We start from the raw sequence: 24,711 nt of genomic DNA, 5'->3' as shown, positions 1-24,711 counted from the left end.
AAAGAGTGAGTTGCAAATGGACAATCGCGTCGGCGAGATGGATGTCTTCGTTCAGGTGGCCACTCTCAGCAGCTTTTCCGCAGCTGGCCGCAGGCTGCGTCTTTCGCCCTCGGCCGTCAGCAAGCTCGTCACCCGGCTGGAAGAGCGGCTGGGCACTCGCCTCCTGGTGCGTACCACCCGCTCCCTGCAATTGACGCCCGAGGGAGAGATCTATCTCGAAAAGGCACGAACGATCCTGGCCGATATTCAGGAAGCGGAACGGATCGTGGCATCAGGCGGCGCCACGGTGCCGCGCGGCCCGCTGCGCGTCAGCGCCTCCGTCGCTTTCGGGGTCTGTTATCTGGTGCCGATCATCCCGGATTTTCTGCGGCGCTATCCTGAGATCGAACTCGACATCTCCTTGACCGACAGTGTCATCGATATCGTCGGCGAGCGGGCCGATGTCGCCATCCGCGCCGGTATCTTGCGGGATAGTTCGCTCAAAGCCCGCAAACTGATGGACAGCCGCCGCGTCATCGTCGCGGCACCCACCTACATCGAGCGAAACGGCCGGCCGGCAACGCCGGATGAGCTCGATCACCACAACTGCCTCACGTTCAACTTTCGACCGACTGCCGAAGGCTGGCCCTTTCGCGATCCGAAGAGCGGCGCCCATTTCGTGAAAACCGTGCAAGGCAACCTCCAGGCAAACAACGGCCCGACCGTTCGCAGCCTTTGCGTTGCGGGGATGGGCCTTGCCCGCGTCGGCCAATTCCACGTACAGCCGGATCTCGACGCCGGCAGGCTCGTACCCGTCCTCGACGATTTCAATCCGGAAGACATCGAGCATATCCACGCCGTCTATGCCGGCCATGAGCATCTGGCCGCCCGCATCCGCGCCTTTATCGACTTTCTGGTTAACCGAATCGGATAGAATAAGACGGATATTCAAAGGCCGGAGGCGGATTTGGAAACGGCGCTCTATCTCCCGATCAAGTCATTTCTCGAAGCCGCCGGCTATGCCGTGAAAGGCGAAATCGGCGGCTGCGACCTTGTGGGACTGACTGACGGCGAACCGCCCATCGTCGTCATCTGCGAGCTGAAGATGAGCTTCAATCTCGAGCTCATCCTGCAGGCTGTCGATCGGGCAGCGGCCAGCGACGAAGTCTGGATCGCCGCCCGCGTCTCGGCAAAGGGCAAGGGCCGGGAAGGCGATCGCCGGTTCCGCGATCTTTGCCGAAGGCTAGGCTTCGGCATGCTTACTGTCTCGGGTAACGACCAAGTCGATATAGTCGTCACTCCCATTGCGCCGATGCCCCGCAAGAATGCGCGGCGCAGATCGCGCCTTGTCGACGAACATCGCCGGCGCAAGGGCGATCCCGCTCTCGGCGGCAGCACACGCAAGCCGATCATGACCGCCTACCGCCAACAGGCCCTTGCTTGCGCCGCCGCTATCGAAAACGGCGTGCAACGCCCCAAGGACATGCGGGAAGCAGCACCGAAGGCCCCACAAATTCTGAGAGATAATGTCTATGGCTGGTTCGAGCGCATCGACCGCGGCATCTACGCACTGACGGAGCTTGGAACGGAGGCTCTCAAGAGATGGCCTGTAGCGCAAAGCTAAATGTGGAAAAATTCCGGCTGAGCAACATTAAATTCATGTAATATCTTAAAATCTCGCAATAAAAACATGATCAATATTTAATTTGTAAAAATTTCCCGGCGGATCATATTAACCACAAGCGCCAATTCAAATCTATACTTTGCTTCCCGCAGTAAAAACGGGAAACAAAGTCGCTCGCAAATTGGCGCGGATCAATCGAAGCTCGTTCCCGATATGACGGGCCGCCAAACCGCCAACGATCTCGCAAGGGACTTTTGCCATGCCTTCTCTTCTCCGCAAACATCGCACAGCCGCCATCGTCGGTGCCGCTATCATCGCCGGCGCCGGCGCGTTGCCTTTTGCCTTCAGCACATCCGCAACCGTCGCCTCGGCCGCCGAACCGGCCGGCATCATCGCGCCCGGCGGCTCCTTCGCTCCGATCGTCGATGCCGACAAGCCGGCCGTCGTCACCGTCACCACAACGATGAAGGCGACCGATACGAGCGCCGACGGCAGCAATTCGCCGATGGACGAACAGTTCCGCCAGTTCTTCGAAAACCAGGGTATCCCCTTCCCGAAGCAGATGCCGCATCAGCAGCAGAGCCAGCGCGCGATGGCACTCGGTTCGGGCTTCATCATCAGCCCCGATGGTGTCATCGTCACCAACAACCACGTCATCCAGAACGCCGTCGACATCAAGGTCACGCTCGACGACGGCACCGAACTGCCCGCCAAGCTGCTCGGCGCCGACGCCAAGTCCGACCTTGCCGTCCTGAAGATCCAGGCTCCGAAGCCGCTCGCAACCATTGCCTGGGGTGACTCCGACAAGCTGAAGCTCGGCGATCAGATTCTGGCGATCGGCAATCCCTTCGGTATCGGCACCACCGTCACCGCCGGCATCGTGTCAGCTCGCGGCCGCGACCTGCACAGCGGCCCCTATGACGACTTCATTCAGATCGACGCGCCGATCAACCACGGCAATTCCGGCGGGCCGCTGGTCGACCGCGAAGGCAATGTCGTCGGCATCAACACCGCCATCTATTCCCCGAACGGCGGCAGTGTCGGCGTCGGCTTTGCCATCCCCTCCGATGAAGCCAAGGCGATCGTCGCCAAACTGGAAAAGAACGGCTCGATCGATCACGGCTATCTCGGCGTCGCGATCCAGCCCGTGACCTCCGATGTCGCCAATGCTATGGGCCTTTCTCAGGCGCAGGGCGCGCTCGTCGCCAGCGTCAATGACGATACGCCGGCCGCTCGCGCCGGCATCAAGAGCGGCGATATCGTCACCGCCGTCGGCAACGAGGCCGTCAAAACGCCAAAGGACCTGTCGCGACTGGTCGCCGACCTCTCTCCCGGTGACAAGCGCTCGGTCACGCTGTGGCGCGACGGCAAGAGCTTGGACGTCAATGTCACCATCGGCGGCAATGACGACAGCAAGCAGGCCGCCAACGACAATGGTGACGGCAAGGTGCAGCCCTCCAACCAGCCGAGCATCGGCGTCGGTCTTGCCAACCTGACGCCCGATATCCGCGAACAGTTGAACCTGCCGCATGGCGTCGAGGGCGCCGTCGTTGCGAGCGTCAATCCGGACAAGTCGGCTGCCGCGGCCGGCATTCAGACCGGCGATATCATCGTCTCGGTCAACGATCAGCCGGTCCACAACGCCCATGAGGTACAGACGGCCGTCGCCAAGGCCGGCAAGGATGGCCGCAAATCCGTGCTGCTCCTGATCGAGCGCGACGGCAACAAGACCTTCGTCGCCGTGCCGTTCTCGGCCGCTTGAAAGCTGAAGCATTCTTTGATTGGCCCGCTTCCTTCAAGGGAGCGGGCCAATTGCCATTAGGTCACCGCAAGACCCTGACGTTCCACAAGCCCTATCGTTGCCAACTCTATCCGCTCAAGCAGGCACGCTCGATCGTCTTCCTCGACCGAACGATCCTAGACGCTAAATTTCCACAGAAGAGGCAATTCGGTTTTGACACGGGACTCTTTTTGTCCAAACTCTGCCTTTCTGATGGTACAAATAGCGCCGGGGCCGGTTGAAACAGCCCAGCGGCAAGTTTAAACCCCGCCGGCAAGATCAGCGGCTAGGGCCTCGAAACTGGAATAAGCGGCGGCAGGAGTTGGAGTGACTGATCCATACGATATTCTCGGCGTTGCACGCGATGCGAATGAAGAGCAGATCAAGGCGGCTTATCGCAAACGCGCGAAGGCGGCCCATCCGGATTCCGGCGGCGACACGGAGGCTTTTGCCAAGCTGCAGAAGGCCTACGAGCTGCTTCTCGATCCCGTGCGCCGCAAAGTGTTCGACGATACCGGCTATGATGTGGAATTGACCGATGCGGTCGACCTGCAGGCGCTGGTCGCCATCGAAAAACTCATTACCGAGATAGTGCTCGACGAGCGTGAACCGGGAACCTTCGACCCGGTCGCCAAGATGCGCGCCAGTCTTCTCGAAGAAATTCGCAAGGCGAATTTCAGCAAAAGTGAGCTCGAGCGGCATTCCAGCCGCATCGGCCTCCATCTCGACCGGCTTGGCAAGCGTCCGGGCAAGGATGTGGTCGGCCATATGCTGCGCGCCCGCATCAGGGCGATCGCGACCGCCATCAGTGAAACGGAAGCGAAGATCGGCGCCAGCGAACGTGCCTGCGACATGCTCGAAGGTTATCTCTACGTGATGGACGAAACTCGAGAAGAGCGCGATGCAGCACCCGAGATCGAATGGGACGAACCCCAGGTCCGCTCCGCCGCACAGTAGCAATAGCGCTTTTTCGGCCGTCCCGAGGAGGCGGATTTCGCGTTTGCCTTAATGGTGCGATCAATTTCGGCAACGCAATAATGTTGCAATGCAACAATTATCCCTAGACAAATCGAGGGGCTGGCCTAGATCATGCATCCGTAAGCCGTCCTGCCGATCGGGCGATAGCGGCACGGCGCAATTTGCGGACGTCGGAACCCCGGCTCCGAGATCTGGACGACGAGGTATGCGTTTGCTGATTTCCGAAGCGGATGAAATCGTCTTTGAACATCTGAGCGAAAACCGCTCGCGGGCCGCTTTGAGGGGTGCCTTCTGGTCGGCTCTGGATACGATGATCCCGACGGCGCTCAACAGCCTTGTCTTCATTGTTACGTCGCGCTTTCTTCTGCCGCAGGATTTCGGCCTGGTCGCGCTCGCCTTCGCCATCGTGAGCTTCACCGCCGGCTTCGGGCCGACGGCCTTCGGCGAAGCATTGATCCAGCAAAAATCCATTCGACGCAGTCATCTTGATACGGTTTTCTGGCTGTCCTTCCTTTCCGCGGCTATCCTCTATGCCGCGCTGTTCCTGCTTTCACCCCATCTTGCCCATTGGGTCGGACATGACGAGATCGTCAGCCTGCTGCTGATCATCGGGCTGAAAATCTTCTTCGACATGATGATCATCGTCCCCAATGCCCTGATCGGCCGGACCATGTCCTTCCATCTGGCGGCGGCGCGGACCGCGATCGCCACGATCGTCTCGGCGTCCATCTGTCTGGCGCTGATCTTTGCAGGCTTCGGCCTCTGGGCGCTTGCAATCGCCCAGATCGCGGCTCCGGCGGCTGCCTGCATCGCAGCATTCTGGGGCGCAAGATGGCTGCCGGGTTTCAGGATCAAGCTTTCGAGCCTGCGCGAATTGCTGCATTACGGCATCTATGCCTCAGGCAACCGCTTCCTGCAGACCATGAATCTCGACCAGCTGATCATCGGCACCCTGGTGAGCCCGGCCGCCCTTGGTATCTACAATTTCGCCCGGCGGCTCTACGAGATGCTCAACAATGTCCTGTCGGGCGGGCTGAATTCGGTCAGTCACGTGCTGCTCTCCTCCCTGCAGCATGACAAAGACAAGGTGCGCGAAGCCTTCCTTATGGCAACCTTCGGCTGCTCGCTGGTATCCTTCCCGGCCTTCATGGGGCTTGCAGCCGTTGCCGACGATGCCATTCCCCTCATCTTCGGGCCGCATTGGGCAGCCGCCATCTGGCCGGTCCGCTTCTTCTGCGTGATCGGGCTGATGGCCGGGATAGGCGTCATCCAGGCCTCCCTGATCACGAGCCAGGGCAGGTCCGACTGGTGGTTCTATTATCAGCTGGTGCGTAACGTCGTCTCGATCCTGACCGTTCTTCTTCTTCACAAATACGGCGTGGCGACCGTCGTCTTCGGGCTTATGGTCGGCGTGCTGCTGCTGTGGCCGGTGACGCTATGGATGGTCTCGCGATTAATCGGCCTCAGCATCGCCGAATATTTCGGCCAGTTCCTGCGGCCGATAGCCGCCTATCTCGGCATGCTCGTCGCAGTGCTGGCAACCTCGTCGGCCTTGTACGACTGGTCGCTTGCAGCCCGTCTGATCTGTGAAGTCCTGGTCGGCGGCCTTGCCTATTCGGGCCTTATCCTCCTCCTGTGCAAGGAGAGGATCCTCTTCCTCGCGCGGACGACACTGCAAGGTCGCCGCGCAAAGGCATAGCAGCAGGCCATGGCGAACGGCACATCGAAGCGCGGCAAATCCCGGATGGATCCTTTCGGTCACCGCAATAGCAATGGCAAATGTCGGAAAGGCGCATCATGACACTGGTTACGTTCATCATTCCCGTTCGCCACCAGGCCAATTCCAACGATTGGCCCGCGCTGAAGCGGCGGCTGTCGCAAACGATCGCCTCGATCTCCGGACAATCCAATGGCAACTGGCGCGGCGTCGTGGTTGCCAATGAAGGCGCCGATCTGCCCGATCTGCCGCCGAATTTCTCGGCGGAGCGGGTCACATTTCCCCCGAACCAGCTCCACGACATCAACGGCGCCGACCGGGAGAAGGTCTACGACGCATTCCGGCTGGACAAGGGCCGCCGCGTTCTGAGCGGCATGCTTTCTGCGCGCGACACCCGCTTCTTCATGATCGTCGACGACGACGATTTCGTCAGCGCCAACATCGTCGATTTCGCGGCTAAGAATACCGACGCCAACGGCTGGAAGATCGACCGCGGCTATCTCTGGAACGAGGGCGGCCGGCTGCTGCTGCACCATAACGACTTCGCCAATTACTGCGGCACATCGCTGATCATCCGCTCCGACCTCTACCGATTGCCGGCAAGCTTCGCCGACGCCGAGGTCGATTACATCAAATCCATGCTCGGCAGCCATGTGCGCATCGGCAAGCTGCTGGCCGATGCCGGCTCTCCGCTCGGATCCCTTCCCTTCCGCGGCGCGATCTATCGGGTCGGCCATGCCGGCGCCCACAGTAAATCCTCCGGCCTGATCAGGACCCATTTCCTCAATCGGTCCGTCCTCACAAATCCCCGCCAATTCCTGGGCAATCTTTCGCGGGTGCGCCCGCTCGATCGAAACTTGAGAACCGAGTTCTTCGGCGCGCGCGCCGCCGGGTAGCCGAGGCGCAATCCTTCCGCTCAACGAGGTTTCGATCAATGCCGGCTGACGCAACGAAACACAGATACGCCGCCCTGGATGCGATGCGCGGCCTGGCGGCCTTTGCCGTCGTCGTCTACCACCTCGATAGGCCCTATGCGCCTTCGGCCTATATCGCGGTCGATTTCTTCTTTGTGCTCAGCGGCTTCGTGATCGCCAGAGCCTACGGTGAAAAGCTTGCCGCTGGCATGACCGTTCTTGCCTTCATGAAGGCGCGCTACGCACGCCTCTATCCGCTCTTCCTGATCGGCAGCATCTATGGGCTTGTGCAATTGCTGCTACATTGGCAGGCGGCAGGCGTCGGGCGTGCCGATCTGAGCGCAAGCATCCTCACGACGCTTTTCATGCTGCCTTCGCCGAGCTTTCTGACCCGATCGGCTGGTGACATCTGGGCACTCTATCCGCTGGATGGTCCGGCCTGGTCGCTATTTTGGGAATTGCTGGCCAATCTGGTATTCGCGCTCGCGCTGTTCCGGCTGAAAACACGAAGCCTAATCCTCGTAGCCGCCGCATCTCTGGCGCTGCTGATCGGTTCGGTCCTCTTCCACAAATCGCTCGATCTCGGCTGGGAATGGCGCTCGGTGGACGGCGGCCTTGCCCGTGTCTTCTTCTCCTTCACGCTCGGAATGATCATCTATCGACTGCGAAGCAGCGCGGCGTTTGGCTGGACCATGAACAGCTATGTCGCCCTGCTGCCGATCGCGGCGATCTCGGTCTTGCTGTTTCTTCCGACCTATTCGCTGAAATATGCGCTTGTTTTCTGCATCCTGATCTCGCCGTTCATCGTCCTTGCCGGCACGATGCTCGAATTGCCGGCCAGCCTGCAGCGGCTCGGCATCTTTCTCGGCTACCTCTCCTACCCGATCTACATGTGCCATCGCGGCTTTACCGAGATCTACGGGCATCTGATGCGCGACGTCCCTCTGCCGCAGCCGGTCTACATAGCGATCTATCTCGTTGCGATTTCCGTGATTGCGTTGCTTTCGGCGAAGCTTGCCGCGATACTGGTAAAGTATGCGTCTGCCTGGAAGGGCGTACCCAAAAGCATTGGCGCGACTCCGAGCCGATAGATTTGTCGTCATGTATGGACGGCGGCGAGCGCGATCGCATCCGCCACTTCTTCCAGGCGATCCGAAAGATTGGCCGTCGCCACGCGCAAATGACTGCTGGGCAGAATGGAGAATTTAGCACCCGGATGCACCGCAATGCCCCTGGCGGCAAGCGTTACCATTGCAAAAGGCTCCGACGAGACCGGTATCCAGGCGCATAGTCCTTCGCCATGGTGCGCATCGACGTCGCGCTCGCCAAGCGCATCGATGAGGCCGGCCCGGCGCTGCCGATAGGTCTGCCGGGCATGATCGAGACATGCAGCCGTTTCCGGATCGCGCAGCAGCCAGGCACCGGCCGCCTGCAGAATTCGGCTCGTCCAACCGGCGCTGAAGCTGCGATAGGACTGGACCTGCTCGACGATCGCCCGCGAGCTCGACAGTACGGCGAGACGGAGATCCGGCCCGTGCGTCTTCGAAAACGACAGGATATGGATGACGCGATCGGGAAAGAGATGGCCCAGCGAATGGCGCGGCGCGGTCGAGATATCGGCAACGCCATCGTCTTCCACGATCAATGTATCCTTGTCGCGAAGGATGTCGGCGAGACTTTCCATCCGCGCCGCGCTCACGCTCTGGCCGGTGACAGAATGGATGCGCGGCTGGAAGATGAAAGCGACCGGGCGATACCGCAGCGCCCCTTCCAGTGACGACGGCAGCGGCCCCTCCTCGTCGCATTTCACCGGAATGATGCGCGCACCGCGATCCTCAAGAATATCCAGAAGCCGCATGCCTGTGGGGTCTTCGATCGCAACGGCAGCACCGGGCATAACCAGGGCGTTGATCACAGTATAGACGGCATTATAGCCGCCATTGGTTGCCAGAAACGCCTCCGGCTCGTAGGGCCACGTCTTCCTGACTTCGCGCTCAAGCTCCGGCAAGATGCGGCTGCGTTCATAGCTGTTGAGATTTTCCGCCGACGCCCCATAGGCCATCGCCGCCTCCAGCTTCGGCAGCAGCCGAACATCGGGAACGGCAGCCGTGAGGTTCAGGGCGTCGGAACCATAATCGCCGACGCTTGCAAGCCGCGCCGGCTTGGCGACGAAGCGATCGCCGCTGACCCATGTGCCGTTTCTGCCGCGTCCGCTGATGATCTTCTGGCGCCTGAGCTCGCTCCAGGCTTCGGACAAGGTCGCGGGGCTGATCCCAAGGGCAAAAGCAAGATCGCGAATGGGCGGCAGCTTGGTACCAACAGGCAGGGCACCGGCGCGAATGAGCGCGCTCGTCTCAAGCGCGATACCGCGAATGGTCCGATCGCTCAATTTTTCGGCAAACCATTTCGCGTCCCGATCTTCGCTCATTTTCGCACCATTTTTAATGTTCAATAACGTAATAACATTTGATCGACATATATTGAACATTTACTCGTTGAGAAAACAAGTTTTCCCGCGAGTGAATTTCATGCCCCTTACTCTCCGCCTTGCCCTTCGTGACTGGGACTATATGACCCCTCTGGTGCTGGGTGATGTCTCCTCCCCCAAGCTCGATATTAGGGTGGATCGGGTCGGGACGCTGATCTCGCATGTCGGCAAAAGCGACACTTATGATGCCGCCGAAACCTCCTTCAGCCGTTACACGCAGATGCGCATCGACGGCGATGAGAGCGTGGTCGGCATACCGAACTTCATCATGCGCGGCTTCCGTCACCGCTGTGTCATCACCACCAAGGACAGCCCGATCACGAGCTTTGCTGAGCTCGCCGGCAAGCGCATCGGCGTCACCGGTTGGCGCGACTCCGGCAATACCTGGACGCGGGCAGCGCTGCGCCGAGAAGGCGTCGGCGTCGAAGATGCCATGTGGTATGCCGGCCGCCTCACCGAAGCGCATCCGATCACCGATCGCCTCGACGGCTTCGGCCGCCCCGGCCGCATCGAGGCAGCACCCGGCGAGAGGCCGATGGTGGACCTCCTGAAAGAGGGCGAGCTCGATGCGATCTTCACGCCCTTCATGCCGGATGGCTATTTCGCCGGTAATTCCGGCTTCCGCCAGCTGCTGCCGGATTTCCGCGCCGCGGAACATCGCTATTTTGCCGATGTGGGCTATGTACCGGGCATGCACCTGATCGGCTTGAAGGCCGAACTCGTCGCCGAGCATCCCTGGGTCATCGCCGAGTTGAGCGCGCTCATCGATGAATCGCAGCGCATGTGGCGCAGCAAGCGGCGCAAATATGCCGACACCACGCCCTTCATGCTGGATGAGCTGCTGAAATCGGCAACCGAGCTGCCCGAAGGCTGGGATGCAAGCGGCTTTGCCGCCAACCGCAGGATGATCGCCGATTTCGCCGGGGAGCTGCATGTGCAGGGCATCCTGCCGCGGCTCCTGACGCCGGAGGAACTCTTCCCGTTCGACGTCGACGGCAGCCGGACGAGCGCTGCCTGACCACCGACTGAAGAATCAGAGACGCAAAGCAAAAAGGGGAATGAACATGTCGCTGAAGAAAATGACCTACGTCGCCCTGGCAAGCCTGATGATGTCAAGCGCGGCCTTCGCCGAGGATGCCAGCCTGCCGAAACTTTCGGTCAACAAGGACCTGCAGGCCAAGCTGCCGGAAGCCATACGCACATCGGGTAAGATGATTTCCGTCAACAACGGTTCCTTCCCTCCTTATGAAATCGTCACCGGCACCAAGCTGACCGGCGCCAGCGCCGATCTGACCGATGCGATCGGCGAGGTGCTCGGCGTGAAGATCGAGCATGAAAGCGTCAGCGGCCTGCCTGCCATTCTCGCGGGCATCAACTCCGGCCGCTATCAATTCGCCTTCGGTCCGATCGGCGATTTCAAGAGCCGCGAGGAAGCCAACGACTTCGTCGATTGGGTGCAGGAATTCGTCGTCTTCGCAGTCCAGAAAGGCAATCCGAAGGGCATCACCTCGCTCGACAGCGCCTGCGGCCAGCGCATCGCCGTCATGGCGGGTGGATCGGCCGAAAAGGTGATCCAGGTTCAGGCCGAAAAGTGCAAGACAGATGGTAAGGGCGCGATCGAGGTCCAGTCCTTCACCGATCAGCCGAGCTCGATCCTCGCCGTCCGCTCCAAGCGCTCCGACGCCTTCTTCTCCTCACAGGCTCCGCTCACCTATTTCGTGTCCCAGGCGAACGGCCAGCTGGAGCTCACCGGCGTCGGCCAGAAGAACGGCTTCGAGGATCTCTATCAGGGCGCCGTCGTGCCGAAGGGTTCTCCGCTCGGCCCAATTCTGAAGGACGCCATCAAACTTCTTATGGACAATGGCACCTATGCCGCCATCATGAAGAAGTGGGGCCTTGAGAATAACATGATCAAGGAACCCGGTATCAATCTTGGCGGGACGTTGCCGAAATGAGCACGAATGCCAGAGACATCGCATCGCCATCAGGCGATGCCGCGGAACGGGATGTGGCGAATGCCCACACGCCGTTCCCGAAGGGTCGTGTGGCGGCTTGGGTCGTCACGCTTGCGATCGCAGCCTATTGGGCATGGTCGGTCGCCCACAATGAAAACTTCGGCTGGCATGTCGTCGCCCAGTATTTCTTCGACCCCGTCGTCATCAGCGGCCTTTATGTCTCGCTCGGCCTGACCGTCGTCGCCATGGCGCTCGGCATCGTCTTTGGCCTGCTTTTGGCGATCGCCCGCATGTCGAAGGATAGGCTGGCAAGCACGCTCGCCTCGCTGTTCATCTGGTTCTTCCGCGGCACGCCACTGCTCGTGCAGCTGATCTTCTGGTACAATCTTTCGACGCTCTTTCCGACATTAACGATCGGCATTCCCTTCGGCCCGACCTTCGTGAGCTGGGACACGAATTCGGTCATCAGCCCGATGACGGCGGCGATCGCCGGCCTGGCGCTGAACGAAGCCGCCTATATGGCTGAAATCATCCGCGGTGGCCTGCTTTCGGTCGACAGAGGCCAGTTCGAGACCGCCGAAGCCTTCGGCATGACGAGAAGCCGGGCTCTGCGCCGCATCATCATCCCGCAGGCCATGCGCTCCATCGTGCCGCCGACGGGCAATCAGCTCATCAGCATGATCAAGGCGACCTCGCTCGTCAGTGTTATCGCCATGGCCGACCTGCTCTATTCCGTGCAATCGATCTACAACCGCACCTTCGAAGTCATCCCGATGCTGCTCGTCGCCGTCATCTGGTATCTGCTGATCACCTCGGTGCTGAATATCGGCCAGAGCTACATCGAGCGCTATTACAGCCGCGCCGACCGCCGCACCGGCGGGACGAAGGCGGCAACGGAGAGCGCGCCAGCGCTCGTGCCGGCACAGGAGGCGGGCCAATGAACGCCCCAATCAGTACCGTTGCCGACCTGCCGCCGCTGGTGCAGGCGCGCAACGTCCACAAGTCCTTCGAAAATCTCGAAGTCCTGAAAGGCATCGACCTCGATGTGATGCCGGGCGAAGTGGTCGTCATCCTCGGCCCTTCCGGCTCCGGCAAGTCGACCTTTCTGCGCTGCATCAACCATCTGGAAGCGATCAATCGCGGTTCGATCGAAGTCGACGGCGAACAGATCGGATATCGGTTGAACAAGGGCAGGCTGCTCAAACTGTCCAACCATGCGATCGCGCTGCAGCGGCGCAAGATCGGCATGGTGTTCCAGCAGTTCAATCTTTACCCGCATATGACGGCGCTGCAGAATGTGATCGAAGCGCCGATCGGCATCCACGGCGAGAGCCGAAAGCAGGCGACGGAAAATGCGCTGGCGCTGCTTGACCGCGTTGGCTTGTCGGCCAAGGCTCACAACTACCCTCGGCAACTCTCCGGCGGCCAGCAGCAGCGCGTGGCGATTGCGAGAGCGCTGGCGATCAAGCCGAAGCTGATGCTCTTCGACGAACCGACCTCGGCGCTCGATCCGGAGCTCGTCGGCGAGGTCCTGTCGACCATGCGCGATCTTGCTAGCCAAGGCCTGACGATGATCGTCGTCACCCACGAGATCGGCTTTGCCCGCGAGGCTGCCGACCGTGTCGTCTTCATGGACGGTGGCAAGATCGTCGAACAGGGTAGGCCGGAGGATGTGATCGGCAATCCGCAGCATCCGCGCACAAGAAGCTTCCTGTCGCGCTTCATCTAGCGCGACACATATCATCAGTGAAGCCCGCACGCTTTTGGCGAAAAGCGGCACAAGCGAACCAATGGGAATAGCCATGACCCCCGACAACGATTTCGCCCGCCTTTCCGATTTCGAACCGATGAAGGCCGAACTGACCGGCATCCGGCGGCATCTCCACGCCAATCCCGAACTCTCCTTCGAAGAGGCGGAAACCGCACGTTTCGTCGCCGAAAAGCTGGAGGCCTGGGGCTACGAGGTCACTCGCAATGTCGGCGGCCATGGTGTCGTTGCGCGCATGACGGTCGGTGCGGGCAAGAAGAGCATCGCAATCCGCGCCGACATGGACGCGCTACCGATCACGGAACAGACGGGCAAGCCCTATGCCAGCAAGGTGTCAGGCAAGATGCATGCCTGCGGCCACGACGGCCACACCACCATATTGCTCGGAGCTGCCGAATATCTCGCCCGCACCCGCCGCTTCAATGGTACGGTGAACCTGATCTTCCAGCCGGCCGAAGAGGCGGGAGCGGTCAGCGGCGCTCCGGCGATGATCAAGGATGGGCTGTTCGAACGCTTTCCCTTCGACGTCATTTTCGGGCTGCACAATCATCCGGGTGCTGCGGAAGGCACCTGGCTGTTGCGCTCCGGCCCGCTGATGGCGGCGGCCGATACGGTCGAGATTACCATCATAGGCAAGGGCGGCCATGCTTCGCGCCCGCATCTGACCGTCGACCCCGTCGTCGTCGCCTGCAATCTCGTCGTCAGTCTGCAGACGATCGTTGCCCGCAGCGTCGACCCGACGCAGACGGCGGTTGTGACCGTCGGCGCCATCCACGCCGGCGAGGCGTCGAACGTCATTCCGGAGAGCGCGAAGATGCTACTCACGGTCCGCTCCTTCGATCCGAAAGTGCGCGAGCTGCTCGAGGCCCGCATCCGCAAACTGACGGCCTCCATCGCAGACGGCTATGGCGCTAGCGCCGAGATCGACTACGTCCACGGTCACCCGGTCGTCGTCAACTCGGAGAAGGAAACGGAATTTGCGCGCATGGTGGCCGAAGAACTCGTCGGTGCCGACAAGGTCACCACCTGCGGCCTGATCCCCGGCAGCGAGGATTTCTCGCATTATCTCGAGCATAAGCCCGGCAGCTTCCTGCGCCTTGGCAATGGCTTGAAGTCAGCCATCCTCCACAGCGCCAAATATGATTTCGCCGATGAGAACCTCACCGTGGGGGCTGCCATGTGGGCACGGCTGGCGGAACGTTATCTCGACGCCTGAACCGATTCTTATCTCGATCGCATCCGGCGCCAATGGCGCCGCAATAAACGACAGCCCTGGCAACAAGCCGGGGCTGATCCGTTTTCTGGATGTCATGGAAAAAGGCGGAATGCGATGCCTTCAATAGCGCGGCGAGACCTGCGAGCGCGTGCGATTCCTGCCTTCATAAATACTACTTATCGATGGATCCGAGACTATCGCCCGTTGTAGGCCCTGTATTTGCAGGCGTTTCAGTCTGCAGCCCCGTTTCCAGCTGGACATTCTGAGTCTGCATCACCCGCCATTCGTTTTCGAGGCGATCAATGACATACGTAGGAATTTCATTTCTTACGCTTTCAAGCTCTTGCATCACGACCTCCATTGTCATGCGTCACTGGCATGACATGGAGGAGTTTCTTTGTAAATCAAGGCATTAAACTATTTAAACGATTAAAATATTTTCAATCGTTTGAAATAACGCCTTCTGTGGAAAAGTTTCCTGCAGCGTTAATGCGAAATGCTGAACCTACTGGTGCGAAGCCCGGTCATCGGCGGTATCAAGGCTGGGGTGGCGAGCAGCCGACGGTTGCAATCGGCCATCGAACTCCAGATCCTGCGCGCGCCAAATCGAATCGTGCTGCTCGCGCATTGCGTCGGCAGCTTCCCGGACCACCTCGGAAATCTGCATGAGCTGCCTCGCCAAGGGGCTCGTCTTGCGCCAGATCATCCCGATCGTTCGCGACGGCTGCGGGCTCTGGAAGCGCACGGTCGAAACCGAAGCCGAACGCGTTTCCACCGCCACGGCCATCTCGGGTATCAGGGTGATGCCGATGCCGGCGCTGACCATCTGCACCAGCGTCGATAGCGAGCTGCCATCCATCAGCTCCCGAGGAACGGCCGACTGTATATTGCAGAACGACAGCGCCTGATCACGGAAGCAATGCCCCTCCTCCAGCAATAATAGCCGCATTTCGCGAAGCGCCTCCCGGTTGGGCACCGGCTTGCCCTCATCCTCGCTCGGCCGCACGAGCACGAAATTTTCGGCAAATAGGGGGATTTCCGTCAGCGACGGCTCGGATACCGGCACGGCGACAATGGCGGTGTCGAGCCGACCTTCCTCCAGTTCCTCCACCAGTTTCGACGTCAAGGTCTCGCGCACATGGATATCGAGCCCCTCATAGATACGGGTGAGATTGCCGATGATGCTCGGCAGCAGGTAGGGCGCGACCGTCGGAATGATGCCGATTCGCAACCGGCCGACAGGCTGGTTGTGCGATGCGCGCGCAAGGTCTCCCAGCTCGTCGACCGATCGCAGGATATTGCGCACGCGGCTTGCGAAAGCCTCTCCAAAATTGGTCAGCCGTACCTGGCGCGCACCTCTCTCGAAAAGATTCGTGCCGAGCTGCTCCTCCAATTCCTTGATCTGCATCGATAGGGCGGGCTGCGAGATGGCGCATACGTCGGCAGCGCGTCCGAAATGGCCGTGCCTGGCCAGAGCTTCGAAATACCGGAGCTGCTTGAGGGTCAAATTTGTCATAAGTTCATCTTATCGCGCCAATCAGGAAATCCAACTTAAATTAATGGATAGCCTTGGTTATAGTCCCGCGGCAAAGATGAGATGCGGCCGCCTGTCACACGAAGCTCACATTGGGAGCATTGACTGCGTTCAATTCATCGATGCGCGGACTATCGGGAAAGCGGGGGCATTGGCCTTGTCGGTTTTCCGCGAATCCGCTCTATGCGAGGTCAGTACAACGAGAGATTTTCACGCGTCGGACATGCCGTCGTCACGCTTGTCATAAAACCAAATGACTTACCGAGAGGGTCGCAAATCCATCCTCCGGTCGTCACAGCCCAAATCATCGTAAGGGAGACAATTATGGATACCAAAGTCGAAACTGCCGGCAAGTGTCCGTTTCCGCATGGAAACACAAGCGTTTCGGCCCGTTCGAACCGTGACTGGTGGCCGAACCAGCTGAACCTCAAGATTCTTCACCAGAACTCCGCGCTGTCCAGCCCGATGGGCACGGCATTCAACTATGCCGAAGAGTTCAAGAAGCTCGATCTGGAGGCCCTGAAGAAGGACCTCACCGCCTTGATGACGGATTCGCAGGATTGGTGGCCGGCCGACTTCGGTCATTACGGCCCGCTCTTCATCCGCATGGCCTGGCACAGCGCCGGCACCTACCGCACCGGCGATGGCCGCGGCGGCGCCTCCTCGGGCACGCAGCGTTTTGCGCCGCTCAACAGCTGGCCGGATAACGTCAACCTCGACAAGGCTCGCCGCCTGCTCTGGCCGATCAAGCAGAAATACGGCAACAGCATCTCCTGGGCCGATCTCATGATCCTCACCGGCAATGTCGCGCTGGAATCCATGGGCTTCAAGACCTTCGGCTTCGGCGGCGGTCGTGAAGACGTCTGGGAACCGGAAGAAGACATCTACTGGGGCGCGGAAGACACCTGGCTCGGCGACAAGCGCTACAGCGGCGATCGCGATCTGGAAAACCCGCTCGCAGCGGTGCAGATGGGTCTGATCTACGTCAATCCTGAGGGACCGAACGGCAATCCCGATCCGCTTGCAGCCGCACGCGACATCCGCGAAACCTTCGCCCGTATGGCCATGAACGACGAAGAAACCGTCGCCCTCATCGCCGGCGGTCATACCTTCGGCAAGACCCATGGCGCAGGCGATGCCGCCCACGTCGGTCCTGAGCCGGAAGCGGCCGGTATCGAGGAACAGGGCCTCGGCTGGAAGAACAGCTTCGGCACTGGCAAGGGCGGCGACACGATCGGCAGCGGTCTCGAAGTCACCTGGACCTCGACGCCGACGAAGTGGAGCAACAACTTCTTCTGGAACCTGTTCGGCTATGAATGGGAACTGACGAAGAGCCCGGCCGGCGCGCATCAATGGGTGCCGAAGCACGGCGCCGGTGCCGGCTCGATCCCGGATGCACACGACAAGTCTAAGCGTCACGCGCCGTCCATGCTGACGACCGACCTCGCCCTGCGTTTCGATCCAGCCTATGAGAAGATTTCTCGCCGTTTCTTCGAAAATCCGGATGAGTTCGCCGATGCCTTCGCCCGCGCATGGTTCAAGCTGACCCATCGTGACATGGGGCCGCGCGCCCGTTATCTCGGCCCGGAAGTGCCGAGCGAAGAGCTGATCTGGCAGGATCCGGTTCCCTCGGCCGATTATGCAGCGATCGACGCCAACGATGTCGCCACCCTCAAGGGCGAGATTGCTGCGTCGGGCCTGACCATCCCGCAGCTGGTTTCGACTGCCTGGGCTTCCGCTTCCACCTTCCGCGGCTCCGACAAGCGCGGCGGTGCCAACGGCGCCCGCATTCGTCTCGCTCCGCAGAAGGACTGGGAAGCCAACCAGCCGGCCCAGCTCGCTTCCGTGCTGCAGACGCTCGAAGGCATCCAGAAGAAGTTCAACGATGCCCAGACCGGCAGCAAGAAGGTATCTCTCGCCGATCTTATCGTTCTCGGCGGTTCGGTTGCCATCGAGCAGGCTGCGAAGAAGGCCGGCCACGATGTGGCTGTTCCCTTCGCTCCGGGTCGTACCGATGCATCGCAGGAACAGACCGATGTCGACGCCTTTGCCGTTCTCGAACCGATCGTTGATGGCTTCCGCAACTACCAGCGGCGGGCCTACACCGTCTCTTCCGAAGAACTGCTGATCGACAAGGCACAGCTGCTGACGCTCACGGCTCCGGAAATGACGGTTCTCGTCGGTGGCCTGCGCGTGCTGAACGCCAATGTCGGCCAGAGCCAGCACGGCGTCTTCACCAAGCGTCCGGAAACGCTGACCAACGACTTTTTCGTGAACCTGCTCGACATGGGCACGGAATGGAAGGCGGTTTCCGACGCCAAGGACGTCTTCGAAGGCCGCGATCGCGCAACCGGCGACGTGAAGTGGACCGCGACGCGCGTCGATCTCGTTTTCGGCTCCAACTCGCAGCTGCGCGCGCTCGCCGAGGTCTATGGCCAGGCCGATGCCGAGAAGAAGTTCGTGCAGGACTTCGTTGCCGCCTGGACAAAGGTGATGAACGCCGACCGCTTCGACATCGCTTGAAGTTAAAAGCATCGGGCGCGACCAAAATTGGTCGCGCCCGTTTCAGCCGATTTTCAAAGCAGCGCCTTGCTGTTTGCTTTTTTCAAACCACGCATTCAATCGCGTGCGGCTTGGGTGCTCGATCAGGTAATAGCTCAGCAACCCGAAACACATTGCCAGAACCAGCGCGAGAACTTGGGATAGCAAACCTTGCCGGGCGAGGATGTAGAATGGCTGCTGCCATAAGTAGATCGAAAATGACATCCGGCCGACCTGCCGGAAGATAACCCCTTCAAACAATATTGCGGAGAAGCGCGCAGCTCTCTCGATCATGCAGACGGCGAGCGCCAACAGCATGATTTTTGCACCGAAGAACAACCAGGCGGCATCAGCGAAAAGGCGCGCCGCCAGGCCGCAGAAAAATGCCAAGGGCACCAACCACTCCATGGCCGGCCGATAGCGATACTGCCCAAGCAGCAGGAATAATGCGGCGGAAATCAATATCGGCGCGACCGCCACATGGCTCGGCCAAAAGACTGTGAATGGATTCTGTCCGTAGCCATCATATTGTAAGATGCCGTCGCCGATCGCGGCAAAGCCGAGGCCTAATATCAAAAGTCCAATGAACCGGTGATTGGCACCACGAAACAAGCAGGCCAGCAGGCCAAGCAAGACATAGCCGTGCTCTCCACACACAATGACCAGATGTGGTCAAATACCGGGATGAAGCTACCGCTGTCGATTATGAGGTAATTCAACGTGAAAGAAAGTGCAGAGAGCACTCCCACGACGCCGGGTGTCAGCGGAGTCGACCAGAAAATGGCTGCATTTATGCAAACAAATAACAACAGAACGGGATAAACACGGCTGAACCGCCGAAAGAAGAAAACCCGGAGAGGCATTTTCCTTACAAAGAGGATATCGGCCATAAGGCGTCCGGAAGAACAAAAAACAGGTCGACGCCCGACGATCCAAGATTTGGAAGGTAGTGATCACCGCCGAAATGCCCCGCCAACACCAGCAAGACGGCCAGTCCGCGCCAACCGTCAAGGGCCGGGATATACGGCGGCTTTCCATACTCGGACATCGAATGACTATCTAGTTGCTTTACTGGGCAACTATCCTAGGATGCAAATGCTAATAAAGGCGATATAGATTACTATTAAAAGTATCAAAATACCCGCAGAAAGAGAACTTCATCGCGCAAGGCAAACCTTGTTCACCTCATGAGCAGCGATGAACGCGCAATGATCGAATTCTACCGCACATAGCCATAGCGACTGTGCCTTTGGCCCCTCAGATATGATCCGAACAGATATCGACACCATCTTCGTCCGGGGCCGGGAGATGTTCCGGCTTCCAGGGCAAGGCAGCAACGGCGTGGTTGCTGGGAACCGCGCCGTTGTCGATCTGCGTCAGCTGGCCGGGCGCAACTGCAGCCGGGAAACGCCGGCTGCGACATTCAGGCCGGTTCCGGCCTCGCCACTCAGCGGCTGCAGCGCAAAGTTCTTGGAATTGCCGCCGACCAGCGCATTGGCTCCGAGACCGAGGCCAACGGAAGCACCGGCGGATGCGCCGACATAAGTGCCTGCCAGGGCACCATCGCCGACACGCGTAGGCGCGGTGTTGATGACGACCCAGCTCAGATAGGTCTTGCGGGTCACGCCGATGTCGATCCCGAGCTTGCCGATCGCGCCCGTATAGCGTTCGACCCTGCCGGTTCGCTGCTTGAAGGTGCAGCTGACCTGCTTGTTGGAACCGATGATCATGCCGACACCGCCTGCGACTTCGCAGGAAAGCGTTCCAAGGCGTTGCCGGGGCTCGGAGGCGACTTGCGCCGATTGCCTTTTCGGATGGTGTTGCTGGCTGCTGGCGGCGGAAGCCGCAGAACCGAAAGCCACGGCAATGGCCGCAGCCGTGATGATGATCTTTTTCATGACGTCTCCTTCGGCGGTTTGAGCGCCGCGGGCGGCCCGGACGGCGCAGGGGAATTCGACGAGCTGATCCCGGTCTCGATGGAAGGGCCGCGATCGGCCTGGATAACGATGTTGTTGATGATGCGGGTTCCAGCATAATCGCCGGCAATCGCGATGGCTTGCTGCCGTGCCTGATCGGATGGCGCAACCCCGGACAGGACGATCGCCCCCTCCTCGGCGAGAACCTCGATACGGCAATCTTCCAGTCCTTTGGCGTAAGCAATGAGGCACCGGATCGCCGCGCAGATCGCACTTCTATCCGGTGATGTCGTCAGCGATGACAGCTTGGCCAGAAAGAGCATCGGAAGCCTCGATAAATCGCGAGAAGAAGCGTTCGCGCCGACGGCTTCAGCGACGCGCGTTCCCGGTCAGCTTTCCGGCTGCTTCCTTGACTGCGCCTTCGGCACGGTTCCTGTTCATTTCCTGTCTCCTCGAGCTTTTTCAAAAAGAGGCAGCGCGGGCATTCCCCGAATCTCATGAACAACGAATTGGGGCAGCAACGCCTGCGCGTGCAGAGCAGAGGCAACAATGACTACTAGTAGAAGAAAGCCTTTTTGAGGCCAGAACGGCCAGGACAGGACGTTCCGGTTCACATTCAGCGGCTGCGGCGTACCTACCGCTCATGCCATTTCTCGTCTCGATATCGGCAACTTAGCTTGGAGGAACGATCGTTAAGAGAAACCGACGCTTACCGGGGTGTTATCCAGGCGCAGGCAGGGGCGGCTTCGCGCAGCAATAGTGATGGGGCAAGCGTGTGATTCGGAATCGTCAGCGCATCGAGGGTCATGGTCTGCTCTGTCGATAGGCGGACATCGAGTGCGCCAATATCCTCCTCCAGCTGCTCCATGCTCCGCACGCCGATAACGGTGGACGACACGGCCGTGCGCGCCATGACCCAGGCAAGGGCGACGCGAGCGGTACTGGTGCCAAGCTCGCCTGCTACGCGGATCAGGGCATCGACGATTTCGAAATCCTCCTCGCCGGGCGTCTGCGCCAATTGCGCCGCCTGACCCGACCTCAGCCGGGCATTGTCAGCGCGCGTATATTTTCCGCTGATGAGCCCACCATTCAACGGCGAATGCGATACCACGCCGAGCCCCAATCCGCGTGCCATCGGAATGAGCTCGACCTCGAAGAGCCTTGCAGCAAGTGAATATTCAATCTGCAGGCCGATGAACGGAGACCAGCCGTGGGATTGTGCGAGCAGATGTGCATGCGCCACCTTCCAGGCCGGCGCATCGGAGATGCCAAAATAGCGCAGTTTTCCGGATTGAACGAGATCGTTCAGCGCCGCGAGTATGTCCTCCAGCGGAGCCTGTATGTCCCAATTGTTCAGCCAATAAAGATCGAGATAGTCTGTGCGAAGCCGCCGCAGGGCCTGTTCGAACCCATCGATCACCGCTTTGCGGCCTGATGTTTCGCCATTCCGATCGGCGTTGAACCTGGCAGCGACGACGAGCTGGTCGCGCCTTATCGAGTTCTGCGCAAAGTAATTGCCGACAACCGTCTGGCCACCCGCTTTTACGTCGCCGTTGCCGGTGTCGAGATAATTGCCGCCGAGATCAAGATAGCGATCGAGAATCGCCGCAGCCTTATCGCGCGAATACCAAGCAAAATCCCCATCGAACGACATGGTCCCAAGTGCAAGCGGGCTGACGCGCAACTCCGAATGCCCGAGCGCAGCGTAATCACCAAGATGCATGCATTACCCCCCAGCCGGCGCAGGCCGATACATATTCATTACGATATGTAAGATTGCCGAACAAAGGAATTAAGCCGCAAATTGCGATTTTACAATTCGGGAATCCGGATAATGGGTCGGTCGCTGATCCGCTGATTGCTTGCCACGCTGGACCGAGCCTTCAAGGCTGCGAGGAATTCTCCACCGGGAGTAAGCAGGAGGGCCAGGGATTGCTGCCTTCCCGCAGCCAGGACAGCGTATCGATCCAGAAGCTGCTGGCATAACGATCATGAAACAGGCCGAAATGGCCGATCGCGTCGCAGCCGAAATCGGCCGGTTTCAGCAACACCGGCATGCATTGCGCGCCTGTATAATAGCTCAGCGTGCGGCGGATGGCCGGCATCGTGCCGAGTTCGTCGTCCGAAACCGCAACGGCCAAAATCGGGGCTTTGACTGCCGCCATGCGACGCAGCACGGCCTCTCGCTCGCCTCTCGGATGGCTGCGCTCGAACCGGCGCCCGCGAAAACTCCATTCGTTTGCCACGCCTTTCGGCAGATCCTCAAGCCAGCCGAGCCGGCGCCCGGGAAAATAGCCGCAGATCGCAGTCATTGCAGGCATGGCGATGTGCCATTTCAGGAACAGGGCGGCTCGCCTGCCGGGCATGTAATCGCCCACCAGGCATATTGTGCGCCGACCGTCAGCATTCTGTCGATCATCGGGGCACTTTCGGCCAATCCCGGCAGGAAACCGCCGACGCTATGGCCGACCACCATGAGCGGGCCGCCGCGCCGATAAGCAGCCATCAGCCGAAGCGCGGCGTCGAAATCCCGCTCACCCCAATCCCGCCAGCGATAGTCCGAACCCCGCATCCGTTGCGGGCGTGACTGACCGATGCCGCGGTAATCGTAAGTCAGCACATCGAACCCATGCCCGGCCAGAAACTGCGCGTAACGATGATAGTAGCGCGCCAGAACGCCCGTGGCAGGATTGATAATGACGCTGCCTTCCGGTCTGTTCATCCCGGTCAGCCACAGATGGCCGCCGAGAACGACGCCATCCCGGCAGGGAATGGAAATCGGCAGATTGCTTGCATCCGCCAATGGAATTGCTCGTTCGCTCATGGCCGCCAAGATGAGGCGAGCGCTGCGTTGTGTATATTCACTACCCGGTATACATTAGGCTATGAGAGACCGCTCCCAGCCGACACGCGACCGCATTCTTCAGGCCGCCGGAAAGCTCTTCCATCGTGACGGCATCCGCGCGATCAGCGTCGACGCCATCGCCGAAAAGGCGGGCGTCACCAAGCGCACTCTCTATTATCATTTCCGCAGCAAGGACGACCTGATCGCCGCCCATCTGCAAGCACGCGACGAGCCTAACCTGGTTCTGTTCAAGCGCTGGTTCGAGGAAACGGACGGCGATATCGCCGAGAAAGTCGCCGGTATTTTTCACCATCTGGCACAGTCGGCGCGCAGCGCCAAATGGAAGGGCTGCGGCTTCCTGCGCACCTCGGTGGAGCTCATCAATCTCCCCGGCCATCCGGCCCTGGTGGCTGCCCGCGCCCACAAGAAGCGCGTCGAGGATTGGCTGGGTTCGGCTTTCATGGAGGCTGGAGCCGGCAATGATGCCCTGCCGCTCGCGCGCCAGATCATGCTGCTTCTCGACGGCGCGTTTGCCGTGGTGCTGCTCCATCGCGATCCAAGCTATATGGAAACTGCGGCGGATGCGGCAGCCGAGCTTGTCAAAAGTCGTCTGATAGCACCGCCAGAGCGCGATTCCGCGACTGACAAACCAGGTCAGTTGAACGAAAGCAGACCGTAGAGAGTGGCAGCCGCCGCATCGATCTGGATAGCCTCATCCGATCCGGTTCCGCTCGCCTCGTCCTTTTCTTTCTTCGCCTGTCTTTCGAGGGCTTTCGTGACCTTGTCGTTGCTGCCGCCGTCTTGAGCGCTCTCGATAACGTCTTCGATCGTCAGGCCAAGCTTATCGAGGCCGAGCTGCCTTTCAAGCACATGAAACGCTCCCATGCCACCAGCCTGCACCTTCATCTCGCCATAGACCTTTTTCATCGCTGCAACAAACTCGTCCATGGAGGAATAGTCGCTTCGTTCAACCCCAAGAGCCCGGCCCGTCCGCTCGATAAGATCAAGCTTCTGCTTGGCGATGCTGTCCCTGCTCATGCTGAACATGGCTTCCGAGACATTCGACTGGGCCTGTGTGGGCTGCTTGGAAACGGCCACTTTATTCACTTGGCCGGTCGCCACTGCAATAAGACTATCGGCGGCGGACGGAGACTGCTCCGTCATTGTCGTGCCCTTATTCAATTGCTGGAGAATGGCCAAGGCCGCCGAGGGCACGTTTGAAATCGCTGTCATCGCTTATCCTCAAGCGCCACAGCCTCTCCCTCATGGAAGCTTGACGCAAAGCCCTATGCCTCATGCGATAGTCGATGATCGGAATACTACCTCAGGTTAGTTAAAGGTTCATAACCCAGGATATAGGCCCGCGCGAGATATTCTCTAAAAGTTGCATGTTCCGGTGAAAGTCATTTTCTACACGGCGATGTCCGGAAACCGGATACGCTGCGAGTGAAATCAC

The 24,711-nt window shown here is 59.8% G+C and carries 22 protein-coding genes and 1 pseudogene; 14 read left to right on the top strand and 9 right to left on the bottom strand.

Annotation, left to right across the window (positions count from 1 at the left end; genetic code table 11):
• Nucleotides 1-16: 16 nt before the first annotated feature.
• The 7 genes from DQ393_RS26380 (at nt 17) to DQ393_RS26350 (ending at nt 8,083) form a co-directional block, all read left to right on the top strand.
• Nucleotides 17-913, top strand: a complete 897-nt coding sequence (locus tag DQ393_RS26380; protein WP_112344654.1) for a LysR family transcriptional regulator — start codon at nt 17-19, stop codon at nt 911-913.
• Nucleotides 914-946: 33 nt separating this feature from the next.
• Nucleotides 947-1,603 carry a DUF2161 domain-containing phosphodiesterase gene (locus DQ393_RS26375; RefSeq protein ID WP_112344653.1) on the top strand — a complete coding sequence of 219 codons (657 nt, stop codon included), beginning with the start codon at nt 947-949 and terminating at the stop codon, nt 1,601-1,603.
• Between the two features lie 259 nt (nt 1,604-1,862).
• Entirely contained in the window at nt 1,863-3,365 is a 1,503-nt protein-coding gene (locus DQ393_RS26370; protein WP_112344652.1) for a DegQ family serine endoprotease, read from the top strand.
• Between the two features lie 345 nt (nt 3,366-3,710).
• Entirely contained in the window at nt 3,711-4,340 is a 630-nt protein-coding gene (locus DQ393_RS26365; RefSeq protein WP_112344651.1) for a DnaJ domain-containing protein, read from the top strand.
• A gap of 232 nt (nt 4,341-4,572) precedes the next feature.
• On the top strand, nt 4,573-6,060 hold the full coding sequence (locus DQ393_RS26360; RefSeq protein WP_432422037.1) for a lipopolysaccharide biosynthesis protein: 1,488 nt from the start codon (nt 4,573-4,575) through the stop codon (nt 6,058-6,060).
• A 98-nt stretch (nt 6,061-6,158) separates the two neighbouring features.
• On the top strand, nt 6,159-6,974 hold the full coding sequence (locus DQ393_RS26355; RefSeq protein ID WP_112345178.1) for a galactosyl transferase: 816 nt from the start codon (nt 6,159-6,161) through the stop codon (nt 6,972-6,974).
• A 38-nt stretch (nt 6,975-7,012) separates the two neighbouring features.
• Nucleotides 7,013-8,083, top strand: coding sequence for an acyltransferase family protein (locus DQ393_RS26350; RefSeq protein WP_112344649.1), 1,071 nt, complete (start codon nt 7,013-7,015; stop codon nt 8,081-8,083).
• Between the two features lie 8 nt (nt 8,084-8,091).
• On the opposite strand, the gene DQ393_RS26345 is transcribed toward DQ393_RS26350, so the two are convergent.
• A complete protein-coding gene (locus DQ393_RS26345) occupies nt 8,092-9,420 on the bottom strand; it encodes a PLP-dependent aminotransferase family protein (protein ID WP_112344648.1) in 1,329 nt (442 codons plus the stop codon).
• Between the two features lie 100 nt (nt 9,421-9,520).
• Here DQ393_RS26345 and DQ393_RS26340 point away from each other — a divergent pair, with 100 nt between their 5' ends.
• The 5 genes from DQ393_RS26340 (at nt 9,521) to DQ393_RS26320 (ending at nt 14,419) form a co-directional block, all read left to right on the top strand.
• Complete coding sequence (locus DQ393_RS26340; RefSeq protein WP_112344647.1) at nt 9,521-10,498, top strand: ABC transporter substrate-binding protein; 978 nt, start codon at nt 9,521-9,523, stop codon at nt 10,496-10,498.
• 46 nt (nt 10,499-10,544) lie between these two features.
• Entirely contained in the window at nt 10,545-11,435 is an 891-nt protein-coding gene (locus tag DQ393_RS26335; protein WP_112344646.1) for an ABC transporter substrate-binding protein, read from the top strand.
• Entirely contained in the window at nt 11,432-12,376 is a 945-nt protein-coding gene (locus DQ393_RS26330; protein ID WP_112344645.1) for an amino acid ABC transporter permease, read from the top strand. Before DQ393_RS26335 ends, DQ393_RS26330 begins: the two co-directional genes overlap by 4 nt.
• The gene (locus DQ393_RS26325; RefSeq protein WP_112344644.1) at nt 12,373-13,164 is read left to right on the top strand and encodes an amino acid ABC transporter ATP-binding protein; all 792 of its coding nucleotides are present in this window, start codon (nt 12,373-12,375) and stop codon (nt 13,162-13,164) included. The genes DQ393_RS26330 and DQ393_RS26325 overlap by 4 nt, the downstream gene beginning before the upstream one ends.
• Nucleotides 13,165-13,237: 73 nt before the next feature.
• Complete coding sequence (locus DQ393_RS26320; protein ID WP_112344643.1) at nt 13,238-14,419, top strand: M20 aminoacylase family protein; 1,182 nt, start codon at nt 13,238-13,240, stop codon at nt 14,417-14,419.
• 172 nt (nt 14,420-14,591) lie between these two features.
• Here DQ393_RS26320 and DQ393_RS33540 read toward each other — a convergent pair whose 3' ends face one another.
• Both DQ393_RS33540 and DQ393_RS26315 read right to left on the bottom strand, forming a co-directional pair.
• Nucleotides 14,592-14,768, bottom strand: coding sequence for a hypothetical protein (locus DQ393_RS33540; protein ID WP_169643266.1), 177 nt, complete (start codon nt 14,766-14,768; stop codon nt 14,592-14,594).
• A gap of 156 nt (nt 14,769-14,924) precedes the next feature.
• Entirely contained in the window at nt 14,925-15,935 is a 1,011-nt protein-coding gene (locus DQ393_RS26315; protein ID WP_112344642.1) for a LysR substrate-binding domain-containing protein, read from the bottom strand.
• 342 nt (nt 15,936-16,277) lie between these two features.
• Here DQ393_RS26315 and katG point away from each other — a divergent pair, with 342 nt between their 5' ends.
• Nucleotides 16,278-18,476: a catalase/peroxidase HPI gene (gene katG, locus DQ393_RS26310; protein WP_112344641.1), complete on the top strand. Its 2,199-nt coding sequence runs from the start codon at nt 16,278-16,280 to the stop codon at nt 18,474-18,476.
• A gap of 42 nt (nt 18,477-18,518) precedes the next feature.
• On the opposite strand, the gene DQ393_RS33910 is transcribed toward katG, so the two are convergent.
• The 5 genes and pseudogenes from DQ393_RS33910 to DQ393_RS26285 all read right to left on the bottom strand — a co-directional run bounded on the left by DQ393_RS33910 (nt 18,519) and on the right by DQ393_RS26285 (nt 23,234).
• Nucleotides 18,519-19,127: an acyltransferase family protein gene (locus DQ393_RS33910; RefSeq protein ID WP_245430460.1), complete on the bottom strand. Its 609-nt coding sequence runs from the start codon at nt 19,125-19,127 to the stop codon at nt 18,519-18,521.
• Between the two features lie 743 nt (nt 19,128-19,870).
• Nucleotides 19,871-20,392 carry a DUF992 domain-containing protein gene (locus DQ393_RS26300; protein WP_112344640.1) on the bottom strand — a complete coding sequence of 174 codons (522 nt, stop codon included), beginning with the start codon at nt 20,390-20,392 and terminating at the stop codon, nt 19,871-19,873.
• A complete protein-coding gene (locus DQ393_RS26295; protein WP_112344639.1) occupies nt 20,389-20,733 on the bottom strand; it encodes a BON domain-containing protein in 345 nt (114 codons plus the stop codon). The genes DQ393_RS26300 and DQ393_RS26295 overlap by 4 nt, the downstream gene beginning before the upstream one ends.
• Before the next feature lie 386 nt (nt 20,734-21,119).
• Nucleotides 21,120-22,133: an aldo/keto reductase gene (locus DQ393_RS26290; protein ID WP_112344638.1), complete on the bottom strand. Its 1,014-nt coding sequence runs from the start codon at nt 22,131-22,133 to the stop codon at nt 21,120-21,122.
• Nucleotides 22,134-22,293: 160 nt separating this feature from the next.
• Nucleotides 22,294-23,234 (bottom strand): annotated as a pseudogene (locus DQ393_RS26285) (alpha/beta hydrolase family protein).
• A gap of 61 nt (nt 23,235-23,295) precedes the next feature.
• Here DQ393_RS26285 and DQ393_RS26280 point away from each other — a divergent pair.
• Complete coding sequence (locus tag DQ393_RS26280) at nt 23,296-23,934, top strand: TetR/AcrR family transcriptional regulator (protein WP_112344637.1); 639 nt, start codon at nt 23,296-23,298, stop codon at nt 23,932-23,934.
• On the opposite strand, the gene DQ393_RS26275 is transcribed toward DQ393_RS26280, so the two are convergent.
• A complete protein-coding gene (locus DQ393_RS26275) occupies nt 23,910-24,488 on the bottom strand; it encodes a hypothetical protein (protein WP_112344636.1) in 579 nt (192 codons plus the stop codon). The genes DQ393_RS26280 and DQ393_RS26275 overlap by 25 nt on opposite strands.
• Between the last annotated feature and the right edge of the window lie 223 nt (nt 24,489-24,711).

Source organism: Martinezella tropici (assembly GCF_003287875.1).
GTDB classification, from domain to species: domain Bacteria; phylum Pseudomonadota; class Alphaproteobacteria; order Rhizobiales; family Rhizobiaceae; genus Rhizobium; species Rhizobium tropici_C.
The sequence above is the reverse complement of the archived record's forward strand: the minus strand, read 5'-3'. Positions and strand labels throughout refer to the sequence as shown.